Below are 16,304 nucleotides of genomic sequence, written 5' to 3'. Positions count from 1 at the left end.
GTGATCGATATGTTGCAAGTTAGTGTTTATCGTTACAACCCCGAGAGCGACAACGCTCCTCACATGCAGGATTTTCAGGTTGATACCGGCGGCAAGGACATCATGGTTCTTGACGTACTGGCCCTGATCAAGGAACAGGATGTAGGTTTTTCCTACCGCCGTTCCTGTCGTGAAGGTGTGTGCGGCTCTGATGGCATGAATATCAACGGCAAAAACGGCCTGGCGTGTATCACTCCGCTGTCTTCCGTGGTCAAGAACAACAAGCTTGTTCTGCGTCCGTTGCCTGGTTTGCCGGTAATTCGTGACTTGGTTGTAGATATGAGCATCTTCTACAAGCAGTACGAAAAAGTGCAGCCGTATCTGCAAAACGACACGCCGGCGCCCGCTATCGAGCGCCTGCAGTCACCCGAAGAGCGGGAAAAACTGGATGGCCTGTACGAGTGTATTCTCTGTGCTTGCTGTTCGACTTCCTGTCCTTCCTTCTGGTGGAACCCGGACAAGTTTATCGGCCCGGCTGGTCTGCTGCAGGCTTACCGCTTCCTGGCGGATAGTCGCGATGAAAAGACCGACGAGCGTCTGGCTTCCCTGGATGATCCGTTCAGTGTATTCCGCTGCCGCGGCATCATGAACTGCGTGAATGTGTGCCCGAAGGGTCTCAACCCGACCCGTGCCATTGGTCACATCCGCAACATGCTGCTGCAAAGCGGTACCTGATCGGCTTAAATTGCATTAAGTTGGCCTGTACCGGCTCCTGCCATAGGGAGCCGGTCAGTTTTTTAACGAACCGCAGCCCAAAAAGCAGCGGTTTGTATGTACCTAAACCAGCAGGGGCACTCGGGTAACACCCGAACTATCTGTCGGGGCCGGCAATTTTCCGTTAAACGGGATAGGTGGCGGCAGGATTGGAGGCAGCGACACTGCCACTAGTCAACGCCAGCAGTTTCGCGCGGATGGCTGAGTCATTGAATGACTCGCCAATTAATGGTCTTAGCGCCAGGTGGTGTCCCCTTATAGAGGGTGACCAAGCATGCCAGACAGCGTAATGCAGCAGCTGTGGAGCACCTCTCACCTTGACGGTGGGAATGCGTCCTATGTTGAAGAGCTTTATGAGCTCTACCTGCAAGATCCGAACAGTGTTTCCGAAGAGTGGCGAAGCTATTTCCAAAAGCTGCCCCAGGTAAACGGTCACGCCGGTTCGGACGTTCCCCACTCCGCAATTCGCGACCACTTCCTTCAGCTCGCCAAGAGCAATCGTCGTCCGCAGGCTGTCAGCGGCGGCGCAGTCAGTAGCGAGCACGAGAAAAAGCAGATCGATGTTCTGCGTCTGATCCAGGCTTTCCGGATGCGTGGCCATCAGGCTTCCACTCTTGATCCCCTGGGCCTTTGGAAGCGCGAAGAAATCGCCGACCTGACTCTGGCCGATTACGGCCTGACCAATGCTGATCTGGACACGGTGTTCCGCACCGGTGAGCTGCAGATCGGCAAGGATGAGGCGACCCTGCGTGAAATTCTGGATGCGCTGAAATCGACCTATTGCTCGACCTTCGGGGCCGAGTACATGCACATCGTGGATTCCACCCAGCGCCGCTGGTTCCAGCAGCGTATCGAAAGCGTGCGCGGCAAGCCCCAGCTGGGCGCTGATACCAAGCGTCACCTGCTCGAGCGTCTGACTGCTGCTGAAGGTCTGGAGAAGTATCTGGGTACCAAGTATCCGGGTACCAAGCGTTTTGGTGTGGAAGGGGGTGAGAGCCTCATTCCCATGCTGGATGAAATCATTCAGCGTGCAGGCTCCTACGGCACCCAGGAAGTTGTGCTCGGCATGGCACACCGCGGCCGATTGAACGTGCTGGTCAACACCCTCGGCAAGAACCCCCGCGACCTGTTCGACGAGTTCGAAGGCAAGAAGAAGGTCGACATGGGCTCCGGTGACGTCAAGTACCACCAGGGCTTCTCGTCCAACGTCATGACCTCCGGTGGCGAAGTCCATTTGGCGCTGGCCTTCAACCCGTCTCACCTGGAGATTGTTTCTCCGGTGGTCGAGGGGTCCGTACGCGCCCGTCAGGACCGTCGCCTCGACGTGACTGGCGACAAGGTGCTGCCGATCAGCATTCACGGTGATGCAGCCTTTGCCGGTCAGGGTGTGGTCATGGAGACATTCCAGATGTCCCAGACCCGAGCCTACAAGACTGGTGGCACCATCCACATCGTCATCAACAACCAGGTTGGCTTCACCACCAGCCGTCAGGACGATGCGCGTTCCACCGAGTACTGCACCGACGTTGCCAAGATGATTCAGGCGCCGATCTTCCACGTCAATGGCGATGATCCGGAAGCGGTTCTGTTTGTAACCCAGCTGGCCGTTGACTACCGCATGCAGTTCAAGCGTGACGTCGTCATCGATATGGTCTGCTACCGCCGTCGCGGCCACAACGAAGCCGACGAGCCCTCCGGTACCCAGCCGCTGATGTATGAAGTCATCACCAAGCACCCGACAACCCGCGAAATCTACGCGGAGCGCCTGGTTGCCGAAGGCGTGCTGAGCAAGGAAGACGTTCAGGATTACTTCGAGGAGTACCGCAACGCGCTGGATAACGGTGACCACGTGGTCAAGAGCCTGGTCAAGGAGCCGGACAGCAGTTCGTTCGTTGACTGGACGCCGTACCTGAATCACAAGTGGACTGCGCGTCACGACACCAGTTTTGACCTGAAGACCCTGCAGGAGCTGGCCAACCGCTTGACCGATCTGCCGGACGGCCTGGTGCTGCAGCGTCAGGTTGGCAAGATCATCGAAGACCGTCGCAAGATGGCTGCCGGTGCTCTGGCGCTGAACTGGGGCTTCGCCGAAACCATGGCTTACGCCACGTTGCTGCACGAAGGGCATCCTGTGCGCATCACTGGCCAGGACGTGGGTCGCGGCACCTTCTCGCACCGTCACGCTGTGCTGCACAGTCAAAACGATGGCCGTGCCTATGTTCCGCTGCGCAAGCTGAGCGACAACCAGCCGCGTTTCGATATCTACGACTCCTTCCTGTCGGAGGAGGCCGTACTGGCGTTTGAATACGGTTACGCAACAACCACGCCCAATGCGCTGGTTATCTGGGAAGCCCAGTTCGGTGACTTCTTCAATGGTGCCCAGGTGGTCGTCGACCAGTTCATCACCAGCGGCGAGCACAAGTGGGGACGTCTGTGTGGTCTGACCATGCTGCTGCCGCACGGCTACGAAGGGCAGGGTCCGGAGCACTCGTCCGCCCGTCTCGAGCGCTTCCTGCAACTGTGTGCCGAGCACAACATTCAGGTGTGCGTGCCGTCTACTCCGGCTCAGGTCTACCACATGCTGCGCCGCCAGGTGATTCGTCCGCTGCGCAAGCCGCTGATTGCCCTGACTCCCAAGTCGCTGCTGCGCCACAAGCTGGCGACCTCGACTCTGGAAGAACTGGCCGAAGGCTCCTTCCAGACCGTGATTCCGGAGATCGATGCCATCGATCCGAAGAAGGTTGATCGCGTCGTTATGTGTAGCGGCAAGGTCTACTATGACCTGCTGGAAAAGCGTCGCAATGAGGAGCTGGACAACGTTGCGGTTATTCGTATCGAACAGCTGTATCCGTTCCCTGAGGACGATCTGGCCGATGTGCTGGCACCCTACAAGAACCTGAAGAAGGTTGTCTGGTGTCAGGAAGAGCCGATGAACCAGGGCGCCTGGTACTGCAGCCAGCATCACATGCGTCGCGTACTGTCTCAGCACAAGACCAAGAATCTGTATCTGGACTACGCTGGACGTGAGGCTTCTGCCGCGCCGGCCTGCGGCCATCCTTCCATGCACGCTGAACAGCAGGAAAAGCTCCTGCAAGACGCCTTTACCGTCTGAGCTACGTCAGACAACAGAGATTAATAAGGATCGACAATGGCTATTGAAATCAAAGCCCCAACTTTTCCGGAATCGGTGGCTGACGGCACTGTTGCCACGTGGCACAAGCAACCGGGTGATGCGGTAAAACGCGATGAGCTGCTGGTAGATATCGAGACCGACAAGGTCGTTATGGAAGTGCTGGCGGAAGCTGACGGCGTCATGGGCGACATTGCCAAGGCCGAAGGCGACACCGTACTGAGTGGCGAAGTCCTGGGCGTGCTGAAAGACGGTGAGGCTGCTGCAGCGCCGGCTGCCAAGCCGGCTGAGGCCAAGGCCGAGGCGGCACCGGCTGCTGCCGAAACAACTGGTGAGGAGCCGATGCTGTCGCCGGCTGCCCGCAAGCTGGCTGAGGAAAACGGTCTGGTCGCGTCCGAGATATCCGGTACCGGCAAGGGCGGTCGCGTCACCAAGGAAGACGTGCTGAACGCTGTTGAGGCGAAGAAGAACGCTCCGGCTGCCAAGCCTGCTGCACCGGCAGCGCCGGCTGCCGCTGTTGCGCTGCCTGAAGGCGATCGGACCGAGAAACGCGTGCCGATGACCCGCCTGCGTGCGCGTATCGCCGAGCGTCTGGTTGATGCCCAGTCCAACATGGCCATGCTGACTACCTTCAACGAGGTCAACATGAAGCCGGTCATGGACCTGCGCAGCAAGTACAAGGACCTGTTCGAGAAGAAGCACAACGGCGTGCGTCTGGGCTTCATGTCCTTCTTCGTCAAGGCGGCTACCGAAGCACTCAAGCGCTTCCCGGCGGTCAACGCCTCCATTGACGGCAACGACATTGTCTACCACGGCTATCAGGATATTGGCGTTGCCGTATCCAGTGACCGCGGTCTTGTTGTGCCGATTCTGCGCAACACCGAGCACATGGGCCTGGCAGACATCGAAGGCACCATCGCCGATTACGGCCGCAAGGCTCGCGACGGCAAGCTGACCATGGAAGAGATGACCGGCGGCACCTTCACTATCTCCAACGGTGGTGTATTCGGTTCGCTGGTATCCACTCCGATCGTCAACCCGCCGCAGGCAGCTATTCTGGGCATGCACAAGATCCAGGAGCGGCCGATGGCGGTCAACGGTCAGGTTGTCATCCTGCCGATGATGTATCTGGCACTGTCCTACGACCACCGCCTGATCGACGGCAAGGAAGCGGTGAGCTTCCTGGTTGCCATCAAGGACCTGCTGGAAGACCCGGCTCGTCTGCTGCTGGACGTTTGATCGGTACTACGGGTTTTTAGCAGCAGATTACTCGCCCGGCACCCAGTGCCGGGCTCCGTTTTGAGTTCTGCTGCCAACAGAGGATTTGCTCATGAGTCAGAAATACGATGTGGTAGTCATTGGCGCGGGCCCTGGCGGCTACGTTGCCGCCATCCGTGCCGCGCAGCTGGGTCTGAAGACCGCCTGTATCGAGAAATACGTCGGCAAGGACGGCAAGAACGCCCTTGGTGGCACATGCCTGAATGTTGGCTGTATCCCGTCCAAGGCACTGCTGGACAGCAGCTGGAAGTACTACGAAGCCAAAGAGGGCTACAAGGTCCACGGCATCGACGTCAAGGGCATCAGCATGGATGTTCCGGCGATGGTCGAGCGCAAGGACAAGATCGTCAAGCAGTTCAGCGGTGGCGTTGCGACCCTGTTCAAGGCCAACGGTGTCACCAGCATTGAAGGTCACGGCAAGCTGCTGGCCGGCAAGAAGGTTGAAGTCACCGCCCCCGATGGTACCGTGACTGTACTGGATGCTGAGAACGTGATTCTGGCCTCCGGCTCCGTGCCGATCAACATTCCGCCGGCACCGCTGACCGACGATATTATCGTCGATTCCACCGGTGCTCTGGACTTCACCTCTGTACCGAAAAAACTGGGCGTTATCGGCGCCGGTGTGATCGGTCTGGAACTGGGTTCGGTATGGCGCCGTCTGGGCGCTGAAGTGGTCGTATTCGAAGCACTGGATTCCTTCCTGAGCCTGGCCGATGAGCAGGTTGCCAAGGAAGCCCTGAAGACCTTCACCAAGCAGGGTCTGCAGGTTCGCCTCGGCGCGCGCGTTACCGGTACCGAGATCAAGCGCAAGCAGGTCACCGTGTCGTTTACCGACAGCGAAGGCGAGCAGCAGCTGACCTTTGACAAGCTGATTGTGGCCGTTGGCCGCCGTCCTTACACCGAAAACCTGCTGGCCTCCGATTGTGGTGTCGATCTGGACGAGCGTGGCATGGTGTATGTTGATGACTACTGCGCCACCAGCGTGCCGGGCGTATACGCCGTCGGTGACATGGTTCGCGGCCCGATGCTGGCCCACAAGTCGTCGGAAGAGGGCGTAATGGTTGCCGAGCGCATCGCCGGGCACAAGGCCGCGATGAACTACGACCTGATCCCGTCTGTTATTTACACCCACCCGGAAATCGCATGGGTCGGCAAGAACGAGAAGCAGCTCAAGGCTGAAGGCGTCGAGTTCAACGTCGGCGTATTCCCGTTCGCTGCCAGTGGCCGTGCGGTTGCTGCCAACGACACCGGCGGCTTCGTCAAGATGATTGCCGATGCCAAGACAGACCGCGTATTGGGTGTTCACGTTATTGGCCCTAGCGCTGCCGAACTCGTTCAGCAGGGCGCCATCGCGATGGAATTCGGTACCAGCGCAGAAGATCTGGGCATGATGGTCTTCTCGCACCCGACGCTGTCCGAGGCGCTGCATGAAGCGGCACTGGCGGTAAATGGCCACGCAATTCATGTCGCCAACCGCAAGAAGCGTTAATATAGCGCGCTGACCCGGCGGTCGCAGTGCGACAGTCGGGTCAACAGCGCAGCTTAAAGGACAACTTTGGCCGAGCAATCGGCCAGGCCACGATAGGGTGGTCAGCCGTGTTGCCGGATGCCGGTTTGCCCGTCACGAGCCCGTCGAAAAGGGCGAGTGCAGGCAGCAGGGCATGTAAAGGATGAGACATGTGCGGGTCAGCAGGTCTCCGGCAGAACGGCATTGGTGGTTACGGTCCCCTAGGACAGTGGCTATAAAACGTAATTCCTACACGATCAAAACGGTAGAAAAGCATGAATCTTCACGAATATCAGGGGAAGCAGCTGTTCGCTGAATACGGCCTTCCAGTATCCAAGGGTTTTGCTGTCGACACTCCGGAAGAAGCGGCTGAAGCCTGTGACAAGATTGGCGGCGATATGTGGGTCGTCAAGGCTCAGGTTCACGCTGGTGGCCGCGGTAAAGCCGGCGGTGTAAAGCTGGTCAAGAGCAAGGAAGATGCAAAAGCCTTCGCCGAGAAGTGGCTGGGTCAGCGTCTGGTTACTTACCAGACTGATGCCAATGGTCAGCCGGTCAGCAAGATTCTGGTTGAGTCCTGCACCGACATCGCCAAGGAACTGTACCTGGGCGCGGTAGTTGATCGTTCCACTCGCCGTATCGTCTTCATGGCCTCCACCGAAGGTGGTGTCGAGATCGAGAAGGTTGCGGAAGAGACGCCTGAGAAGATCCTGAAAGCTACCATCGACCCGCTGGTTGGCCCGCAGCCCTATCAGGGCCGTGAGCTGGCATTCAAGCTGGGCCTCGAAGGCGACCAGATCAAGCAGTTCACCAACATTTTCGTAGGCCTTGGCAAGCTGTTCGCCGACTACGACCTGGCGCTGCTGGAAATCAATCCGCTGGTGATCAAGGAAGACGGCAACCTGCATTGCCTGGACGCCAAGATCAACATCGACGGCAACGCCATGTACCGTCAGCCCAAGCTGCGCGCCATGCACGATCCGTCCCAGGACGATCCGCGTGAAGCCCACGCTGCCAAGTTCGAACTGAACTACGTTGCTCTGGAAGGCAACATCGGCTGCATGGTCAACGGCGCCGGTCTGGCCATGGGTACCATGGACATCGTCAACCTGCACGGCGGCAAGCCTGCCAACTTCCTGGACGTGGGCGGCGGCGCGACCAAAGAGCGCGTTACCGAAGCGTTCAAGATCATCCTGTCCGACTCCAACGTACAAGCGGTTCTGGTTAACATCTTCGGCGGTATCGTACGCTGCGACATGATTGCTGAAGGCATCATCGGCGCCGTTAAAGAAGTAGGCGTCAAGGTACCGGTTGTTGTTCGTCTGGAAGGCAACAACGCCGATCTCGGCGCCAAGGTATTGGCCGAGAGTGGCCTGAACATCATCGCTGCAACCAGTCTGACCGACGCTGCCCAGCAAGTCGTCAAGGCCGCGGAGGGTAAATAATGAGCATCCTGATCAACAAAGACACCAAGGTCATCTGCCAGGGCTTCACCGGCTCGCAGGGTACTTTCCACTCCGAGCAGGCGATTGCCTACGGCACCAAGATGGTTGGTGGCGTTACTCCGGGCAAAGGTGGCACTACTCACCTGGGCCTACCGGTGTTCAACACCGTTGCTGAAGCTGTTGAGGCAACTGGCGCCGAAGCCAGCGTGATCTACGTTCCGGCTCCGTTCTGCAAGGACTCCATCCTTGAAGCGGCCAACAGCGGCATCAAGCTGATTGTCTGCATCACCGAAGGCATCCCGACTCTCGACATGCTGGACGCCAAGGTCAAGTGTGACGAGCTGGGCGTGCGCCTGATCGGCCCGAACTGCCCGGGTGTCATCACCCCCGGCGAGTGCAAGATCGGTATCATGCCGGGTCACATCCACCTGCCGGGCAAAGTCGGTATCGTTTCCCGTTCCGGTACCCTGACCTATGAAGCGGTCAAGCAGACTACTGACGCCGGCTTCGGTCAGTCCACTTGCGTCGGTATCGGTGGCGACCCGATCCCGGGCTCCAACTTCATCGACATCCTGAAGATGTTCCAGGAAGATCCGAAGACCGAAGCGATCGTCATGATCGGTGAGATCGGCGGTAGCGCTGAAGAAGAAGCGGCTGCGTTCATCAAGGCCAACGTCACCAAGCCGGTTGTATCCTACATCGCTGGTGTTACTGCTCCGGCAGGCAAGCGTATGGGTCACGCTGGTGCGATCATCTCCGGCGGCAAGGGTACTGCAGACGAGAAGTTTGCTGCTCTGGAAGACGCTGGCGTGAAAACTGTTCGCTCGCTGGCCGACATCGGCGCAGCGCTGGCTGAACTGACTGGCTGGACCATGAAGTAATTTTCATTGGTCAACGGTAGTGACAGAACCCCGCTTCGGCGGGGTTTTGTTTTATCTGCCATGCTTTCCCACATCGCTGTGTGCCGGGGCACATGGGTCGCAGGATATGAGTCACATGAAGGTATTTGACCGGATTAGCGTTCTGCATCTTATGGCAGGGGCGCTGCAGGCCATGCTCGCATACGGGTTATACCAGTCGGCCGAGTTGCATGTCTGGCCGGCAACCCATGCTGCCGCCTATATCCCGCTGTTCATGGTAATGGTCTTTCTGCCGCTGAGTTTTTACTGCGCCAGTGAGGCGATTGCGGTGCGGCGCTGGCTGCTGAGTATTGGCGTAGCGCTGGCTGCCGCACTGGTTGGTCTGCATCAGGGCCTTACGACCGGCAGCTTGCGTCGACATGCCGAGACTGCTGCCGGTTGGTCGCCGTCGCAGGTAGGGGACTACCTTGGGCCTGCCTTGATCTTTTTTGTGGCGGCGTTCCTGCTGGTTCCCGCACTGGCACTCATATCGCGTGATCGCTGGCGAGTAGATTACGCTCGTTGGGTTGACGCCTTACTGCGTAACGCGCTGATTCTTGCGCAGGCTGCGCTGGTTCTTGCGCTGTTCTGGGGCGTCCTGGCGTCTGCTGCCGGATTGTTCAAGCTGGTGGCGTTGACCTTTCTCGCGGATCTGATTGAGCAAGCGTGGTTTTCAATACCTCTGAGTACGCTGGTGTTCGCCCACGCAGTGTCGGTAGTTGTTCGCATAAATCGGGTAGCCGACTTTATTTATCTGCGTGCGAGGCAGCTTTGCGGTTGGTTGTATCCCTTGGCTGCGCTGCTGGGGATCGGGTTCGTCGGCAGCTGGGGCGTACAGGGCATCGAGCGACTGCTCTCCACCGGTCGTGCTGCCAGTCTGTTGCTGTGGTTTGTGGTGCTCAGCCTGCTACTGCTCAACCTGGCGTCGCGAGGCGGCGCCGAGCCGGTGGCTGGAGGGCGCGCGATGCGCGCGTTAACGGCGCTGGGCAAGCTGGTGTTGCTGCCGATGGTGGCAGTGGCCGGTTATTCGCTCAGTTTGCGTATCAGTCAGTACGGTCTGACGCCGGAGCGTGTCTGGGCAATGGTGGTTACGTTGATTGTCGGGTTGCTTGTGGGCGGTTACGTACTGGATGCACTTGTCGCGCTGCGCGGCCGTTATCCAGGCTCGCTGATGCCCGCGACCAATGTTGTTGCTGCGGTAGTCACGGTGCTCGCGATACTGTTGCTACTCGGAGGCCCGCTTGATCCAAGACGTTTGAGCGTAAACAGTCAGGTGGCGCGACTGGATGTGTCGGGCGGAGACGATCAGGCGTTGGTCAACTTTCTGGCCTGGCAAGGTGGCAACTACGGTGTGGCGGCGCTGACGTCGCTTGCCCGCGAGGCGAGTGAGAGCGATAGCGGGGCGGCGCGCCGCTCGGCCATGGCTCTGCAGATGCTTGGGCGCATGCGCGAAAATCGCAGCCGGTTGCATGAGCAGGTTGCTTCGCTACCGGTGTTCCCCCGTACGAGCACTGTACCTTCTGCGCTGCTGGAAAGGTTGGGTGATGAACCGCTGCTGGCCGGCTGCAGTGCTCAGGTAGCTGATAACAACGCGTGTCTGATTTGGGCCTTGCAACTGGAGGTCACCGGCCAGTCCGCTTTTGTTGTACTGGGACGCGAGTTCACAGAGCAGCCACCCTTTGGCCGAATCTGGTTTGAAGACGAGCAGGGCGGCTGGCAGATCGGCGGTACGCTCGGCCCGGCTCAGACGCTGGATGGTTGCGAGGCCAGCGATTACCGCCCGGCAGGTTTGTTCGATGCAGTAGTGCAGAACAGGGTAGAATTCGCCGCCAAAAACATACGGGACCTGGTTTTTGACCGGTTTCGGATTCCCACGACTATCTGGTCTGCCGACGGTTGTCGGTAGCGTCCTGGGCTTAAATTCAGATTCGAGGGTACAGGGATCAGTCACTCGTACAACGAACAGTCAAACTCAAATCTATGACCAAACAACTTACACCCATTGATGTACTCGCCCTCGGCTTCATGACCTTTGCACTGTTTCTCGGTGCGGGCAACGTAATCTTTCCGCCCGGTGCGGGCCTCGCTGCCGGCGAAAATATCTGGCCAACGGCCTTTGGTTTTCTGATTACCGCTGTTGGCCTGCCGCTGTTGACGCTGATTGCACTGGCTCGGGTTGGAGGTGGTCTGGCTCAGCTCACCGGCCCCCTTGGGCGCGTGGCCGGTGTGCTGCTGAGCGTTCTCGTGTATCTCGCGATCGGGCCGTTGTTTGCTACGCCGCGGACTGCTGTCGTCTCCTATCAGATCGGTGTGGTGCCTTTTGTCCAGGATGGTTGGCAGGCCTTGCTCGGCTATTCGATCGTGTACTTCTCGGTCGTCATCTTTCTCGCTCTGAAGCCGGGTCAACTGGTTGATCGCATCGGTAAGTACATCACTCCGGTACTGCTGCTGGGCTTGCTGATGCTGGGGGTTGCCGCGCTCCTTTTTCCCGCTGGTCAAATGCACGCACCCTCCGAGCAGTATCGCTCTGCGCCACTGATTCAGGGGTTTTTGCAGGGCTATCTGACCATGGACACGCTCGGTGCTCTGGTGTTCGGTATCGTAATTACCACGGCGATTCGTGACCGCCAGGTCAGCGAGACGCGTCTGATTACCCGTTATACCGTGCTGGCTGCCGTTATTGCCGCTGCCGGCTTGTCGATGGTGTATCTGGCTCTGTTTTATCTGGGCGCGACCAGTGGCGCACTGGTCGGTGAGGGCGTCAATGGCGGGCAGATTCTGGCGTCCTATGTTCAGCACCGTTTTGGTGTTGCAGGCAGTGCGCTGTTGGCCCTGGTAATTATTCTGGCGTGCCTGACAACGGCCGTTGGCTTGCTGACAGCCTGCGGCGAGTATTTCAGTCGCTTGCTGCCGCTCAGTTATCGGGCCGTTGTCTGGGTGTTTGGCCTGTTCAGCATGGCGGTTGCCAATCAGGGGCTGGACAGCCTGATCAGTGTGTCCATCCCTGTGCTGGTTGGTCTGTACCCGCTGGCGATCGCGCTGGTTTGCATGAGTCTGCTGTGTGCAGGGATGGCGCGTCCGCAGAATCTGATGCGCCCGGTCATGCTGGTCACCTTGGTGTTTGGTGTGATTGACGGTTTGAAGGCGGCCGGTCTGATCAGCAGTGCGGGCGCCTGGATCGATGCATTGCCGCTGTCGGATCAGAGTCTTGGCTGGTTGTTGCCGGTCGCTGTAACCCTGTTGGCCGCTATACTCGTCGAGTATCTGCGCCACGGCAGTCTGCATCAGCAACAGGCGGGGCGGTGATGCCGCTCTATTGCAGGTATTAGCGGTGGTATCTGAGGAGAGGTAATGCTGTCGATTCCGGATGCGGGAAGTCTTTGGATCAATCTGCTGGCGATCAGCTGGTTTTTGCTCTGCTGGGTTGGCTACACCTACTATGCGTTGCGCAAGGGCCGCGACACCGCGTGTCTGGCTACTGTGCTGCACCTGTATCGTCGAGACTGGATGAACCGTCTGCTGATGCGTGAGCAACGCATGGCTGATGCCAGCGTGATTGGTAATCTGGAGCGAAACACGTCATTTTTCGCGTCCAGTACCCTGCTGATACTCGCGGGTCTGATTACTGTTATCGGGGCGTCAGACAAGGCTGTTGTGCTGTTGCACGAACTGCCCTTTGTTGCCCAGGTTGGGCGCGAGATATTCGAGCTCAAGCTTCTGGTACTGACGGCGATCTTTGTCTATGCGTTTTTTACCTTCTCCTGGGGTATGCGCCAGTACAACTTTGCCTCGGTGCTGCTGGGCTCAGCGCCACTGCTGGGCGAGAAGAATGTCACCGAGGCAGAGCGCAATGCCTACGCCGAGCGCATGGCCCGGGTGCTGTCCATGGCAGGCAATGAATTCAACCTTGGTCTTCGTTCCTACTACTTTGCTCTGGGAACGCTTACCTGGTTCATCAATCCGCTGCTCTTCATTTTGACCGTTGCCGGTGTGGTGGTGGTACTGTATCGCCGTGAGTTTCATTCGGACGTGCTGCATATCATGATGTTCAGCCCGGCGCCGATACCCCCGTCCGCACAAATGGAGAAAACGGAATGAGTGTGCCTCTGTGGTGTTTGTTTGTCGCAGCGTTACTGCTGGTGTTTACCAAAGTCCCGGTTGCCATTGCGCAGGGGCGTTCGGGCAAGGGGTATGACAACGCGCATCCGCGTGCTCAGCAGGCGGCATTGACCGGCTGGGGTGCACGTGCGCTGGCGTCTCATCAGAATATGATTGAGGCGTTTCCGCTGTTTGCGGCAGGGGTGCTGGTAGTACAGGTAACGGGAACCGCTGGCAGCCTTGCCAATCTGCTGTGCCTGCTTTTTATTGCCTGCAGGATTGTCTACAGTGCACTGTATCTCATGAATCAGGCGACGTTGCGCAGTCTGGTCTGGATCGTAGGCTTTGTCTGCTGTCTGGGCCTTCTGCTGGTGCCCGCGCTGGCCTGAGGGCGGGGTAGGCAGGCATGCCGGGAGGCATGCCTGCACCACAGAGTTGTTACTCCTCCATGGCTTTCTCCATCTCGTTTTTGGAGTCGGTAGCCGCATCCTGAACTGCGTCTGCCTTTTCCTCAATGTAGTCGGCGGATGCATCGTACGCCTGCTCAACATTGTCCTTGGTCGCGTCGTACGCCTGCTCGACGTTTTCCCTGGTCGCGTCGTAGGCTTGCTCAACCTGCTCACCGGCTGCTTCAACCTTCTGTTCCAGCACCTCGCCGGCGGTCGGCTCGTTACCGGTCATTTCATGCGCTTTCTGCTCGGTGGCGTCGGCTACATCACCTGCGGCCTCCTGCATGCTGTCTACGGCATCAGACATGGACTCGCGTGCGTCCTCCATCTTGTCTTCCGGGCTCTCCTGGCAACCGGCCATCAGGCCTACGCTCGCCATCAACATCACTGCGGCAGCTACTTTCTTCATTGCTTCTCTCCTTGATAGTCAGGGCAGTACCCTTGCCCCTTCTTATTGTGCTTCTTGGGCTTTCTGCTCTATGGCCTCGCCTGTGCTTTCGACAGCGTCACCCACGCTGTCTACCGCGTCAGACATTTCCTGCTTCGCATCCTCAAGCTTGTCCTCGGGCTCCTGCTGGCAACCCGTCAGCCAAAGACTGGCAGTCAACGCCAGCGCCGCGGCAACATACCCTTTGCTATTCATCTGAACTCTCCTGCAGATCAGTGGATTCAACGGGTTAGTGCTGTCGGTGTGCGCCAAAGTTCAATCCGAGACCAACTTATGGAGTCTAGTTCACGTTCTGGGTACTATGCTCGGCTTTATCGAGTATTCATCCCGGGGTCGTATTGTCGATGAGTGAAATAGAACTGCGCGCGCGCAATTTTCTGTCCGTACTGCGCCACTGCCAGCATTTGCAGATGACGGTGGAGCGGGCTGATGAGGATGGCCTGGTGCTGCGTCTTCCCTACAGTGATCAGATAGTAGGAAACCCGGTAACCGGTGTTATTCACGGCGGTGCCATTACAACGCTCATGGATACCTGTTGCGGTATTTCTACCGTCTGTTATCTGCCCGAATTTGAAATCTGTCCGACCCTGGATCTGCGGATTGACTACATGCATCCGGCGGAACCGGGCAAGCCGATTTTCGGTTTTGCCGAATGCTATCGGGTGACTCCGACAGTTATTTTTACCCGGGGTATTGCCTATCAGGATGACCGCGAACAGCCGATTGCCCATGTTGTTGGTACCTTCATGCGGATGGGCAAGGCCGTCGATCCGGCAGATCTTGGCAAGCGGATCGATCAGGGGGACGCATGAGTTTGAGTGAGCAGCAGGTGCAGCAGATAATTACTCGTTCCCACGAGACCGGTGACTACAGTGCGCTGGTCGAGCTGATTCCCTACGCCCGCATGATCGGCATGCAGGTAACGCGTTTGGGCAACGAAGCGTTCTTCACGCTTCCCCGTCAGGACATTAACATCGGCAACCCGGTTCTTCCGGCGCTTCATGGGGGCGTGATTGCCGGCTTTATGGAGCAGTCTGCAATGCTCCATCTGATGATGTTCATGAACAGTGAAGTGTTTCCTAAAATCATCGATTTTTCGGTGGATTACCTGCGTGCCGGCTTGTACCGTGATACTTATGCTACCTGCCAGGTCTGGCGGCAGGGCAGGCGGGTCGGCAACGTCGCGATTACTGCCTGGCAAACGCACTCCAGTGAACCCATCGCCACTGCGCGGGCGCACTTCAAGCTGGACTAGACACATAATCGGGAGCGATTCGGGCGACATGGAAGCCTTATTGATTCTGGGTGGAGTGGTAGTGCTGGCCGTTTCCTGGGCCTGGCTGGTGTTTGCCAGCCTGGGCCTTGGCCCGGGGCCGCTAATGCTGGCAACCCTGGTGCCGGTGGTGACGCCGCTGGTGCGCGGGCGCGGTTACCCGGTGCTGCCAAGGGTGTTGATGGTGTTGGCCCTTGTGTCGTTCACGGCGGGGGTGGCGCTGCTCTATCGCGATGAGCCCGAGCGCTTCGAGCGATTGTTCAGTGGCAACTGGTCTGCTTCTCCGACCGACATGGCCCTCAGCGGAACGCTGATGGGGCAACCGTTCCTGCCCGATCAGGTCTACTGGCGGGGTGATCAACTGGTGTTCGCCGAAACGGCCACCGGCAATCGAACGCTGCGCTCGCTGGTTGTGCGTTTTGATCAGGCACCCTCGCTACTGCAGGGAACTGCCATCGACCTGTTGCCCGGTGACGATGGTCCGTGGCCCGAGCTGGTGATTCAATGGTATACCGGCGCGCTCTCTGCGCCGGGCCTTCAGCGGATTTCGTCCGGCTACAGCCTGAGTATCTCGCTTGCGCCGGCCGGGGCAAAACAGGCTGATATGACCGTCCACCTGCACCTTCCTGCGGCCTATGCTACTCGCCTTGGCGGCCATAGTCTGCTTGATGAGCGCCCGGAATGGCTGGGCAAGACCTCCGGCCAGCCAGAGCCGGTCAAGGTCGAGCCTGCTCCGATGCCGATGCAGCCAGTCGGTTGGCAGGAGCTGAGTCTGCAGACACTGCTTGAGAATCCGGCTGGTTTCGTCGGCAGGCCTGCCCGGGTGCTGACGACCGGTGGACGGGAGTTCGAGGGGGTACTAAAGGCGGTTACCGATGACCGGCGAATCGTTTTGGCGCTCCCTCAGGGTGCCAATCAGGTCGACTTTCAGTTCCATCCCGAGGATGTCGCACGAATCGAGTCGCGCCCCACGCGCTGACAGGCCCGCTAAACTTTCCGCAGGGCCTTGAAAATAATCGGATTGTCC

At 58.5% G+C, this 16,304-nt stretch carries 15 protein-coding genes; 13 read left to right on the top strand and 2 right to left on the bottom strand.

Translation table 11 applies throughout. The annotated features are described in order from the left end of the window. The first annotated feature begins 9 nt into the window (after positions 1-9). From ACZ5WQ_RS06015 to ACZ5WQ_RS05970, 10 genes are all read left to right on the top strand, one after another. Positions 10-714: a succinate dehydrogenase iron-sulfur subunit gene (locus ACZ5WQ_RS06015; RefSeq protein ID WP_088274115.1), complete on the top strand. Its 705-nt coding sequence runs from the start codon at positions 10-12 to the stop codon at positions 712-714. Between the two features lie 313 nt (positions 715-1,027). Then, on the top strand, positions 1,028-3,865 hold the full coding sequence (locus tag ACZ5WQ_RS06010) for a 2-oxoglutarate dehydrogenase E1 component (protein WP_228247169.1): 2,838 nt from the start codon (positions 1,028-1,030) through the stop codon (positions 3,863-3,865). Between the two features lie 36 nt (positions 3,866-3,901). Further along, positions 3,902-5,122, top strand: coding sequence for a 2-oxoglutarate dehydrogenase complex dihydrolipoyllysine-residue succinyltransferase (odhB, locus tag ACZ5WQ_RS06005; RefSeq protein WP_269687278.1), 1,221 nt, complete (start codon positions 3,902-3,904; stop codon positions 5,120-5,122). Between the two features lie 91 nt (positions 5,123-5,213). Then, positions 5,214-6,650: a dihydrolipoyl dehydrogenase gene (gene lpdA, locus ACZ5WQ_RS06000; protein WP_088274118.1), complete on the top strand. Its 1,437-nt coding sequence runs from the start codon at positions 5,214-5,216 to the stop codon at positions 6,648-6,650. Between the two features lie 293 nt (positions 6,651-6,943). After that, positions 6,944-8,110: an ADP-forming succinate--CoA ligase subunit beta gene (gene sucC, locus ACZ5WQ_RS05995; RefSeq protein ID WP_088274119.1), complete on the top strand. Its 1,167-nt coding sequence runs from the start codon at positions 6,944-6,946 to the stop codon at positions 8,108-8,110. Continuing rightward, a complete protein-coding gene (sucD, locus tag ACZ5WQ_RS05990; protein WP_088274120.1) occupies positions 8,110-8,991 on the top strand; it encodes a succinate--CoA ligase subunit alpha in 882 nt (293 codons plus the stop codon). The genes sucC and sucD overlap by 1 nt, the downstream gene beginning before the upstream one ends. Before the next feature lie 115 nt (positions 8,992-9,106). Continuing rightward, positions 9,107-10,915 (top strand): DUF4153 domain-containing protein, encoded by a 1,809-nt coding sequence (locus ACZ5WQ_RS05985; RefSeq protein WP_464383361.1) that lies wholly within the window; start codon positions 9,107-9,109, stop codon positions 10,913-10,915. Between the two features lie 74 nt (positions 10,916-10,989). Continuing rightward, positions 10,990-12,315 (top strand): branched-chain amino acid transport system II carrier protein, encoded by a 1,326-nt coding sequence (gene brnQ / locus ACZ5WQ_RS05980; RefSeq protein ID WP_228247166.1) that lies wholly within the window; start codon positions 10,990-10,992, stop codon positions 12,313-12,315. A gap of 45 nt (positions 12,316-12,360) precedes the next feature. Next, a complete protein-coding gene (locus tag ACZ5WQ_RS05975; RefSeq protein WP_228247165.1) occupies positions 12,361-13,107 on the top strand; it encodes a DUF599 domain-containing protein in 747 nt (248 codons plus the stop codon). Next, positions 13,104-13,496, top strand: coding sequence for an MAPEG family protein (locus ACZ5WQ_RS05970; RefSeq protein WP_228247164.1), 393 nt, complete (start codon positions 13,104-13,106; stop codon positions 13,494-13,496). Before ACZ5WQ_RS05975 ends, ACZ5WQ_RS05970 begins: the two co-directional genes overlap by 4 nt. A gap of 49 nt (positions 13,497-13,545) precedes the next feature. Here ACZ5WQ_RS05970 and ACZ5WQ_RS05965 read toward each other — a convergent pair whose 3' ends face one another. Beyond that, the gene (locus ACZ5WQ_RS05965; RefSeq protein ID WP_464383360.1) at positions 13,546-13,965 is read right to left on the bottom strand and encodes a hypothetical protein; all 420 of its coding nucleotides are present in this window, start codon (positions 13,963-13,965) and stop codon (positions 13,546-13,548) included. Between the two features lie 42 nt (positions 13,966-14,007). Next, a complete protein-coding gene (locus ACZ5WQ_RS05960; protein WP_233049742.1) occupies positions 14,008-14,199 on the bottom strand; it encodes a hypothetical protein in 192 nt (63 codons plus the stop codon). Positions 14,200-14,348: 149 nt separating this feature from the next. Between ACZ5WQ_RS05960 and ACZ5WQ_RS05955 the strand changes: the two genes are divergently transcribed. Genes ACZ5WQ_RS05955 through ACZ5WQ_RS05945 form a run of 3 tightly spaced genes read left to right on the top strand, consistent with a single transcriptional unit; the run spans position 14,349 to position 16,256 of the window. Further along, positions 14,349-14,816: a PaaI family thioesterase gene (locus ACZ5WQ_RS05955; RefSeq protein WP_228247161.1), complete on the top strand. Its 468-nt coding sequence runs from the start codon at positions 14,349-14,351 to the stop codon at positions 14,814-14,816. 2 nt (positions 14,817-14,818) lie between these two features. Next, positions 14,819-15,259 (top strand): PaaI family thioesterase, encoded by a 441-nt coding sequence (locus ACZ5WQ_RS05950; RefSeq protein WP_172409643.1) that lies wholly within the window; start codon positions 14,819-14,821, stop codon positions 15,257-15,259. A gap of 28 nt (positions 15,260-15,287) precedes the next feature. Continuing rightward, the gene (locus ACZ5WQ_RS05945; RefSeq protein WP_464383359.1) at positions 15,288-16,256 is read left to right on the top strand and encodes a hypothetical protein; all 969 of its coding nucleotides are present in this window, start codon (positions 15,288-15,290) and stop codon (positions 16,254-16,256) included. The last annotated feature ends 48 nt before the right edge of the window (positions 16,257-16,304 follow it).

The organism is Halopseudomonas sp. T1L2 (assembly GCF_055397385.1).
Note: the sequence above shows the minus strand (reverse complement) of the source record. Positions and strands in the feature narration are given on the sequence as shown.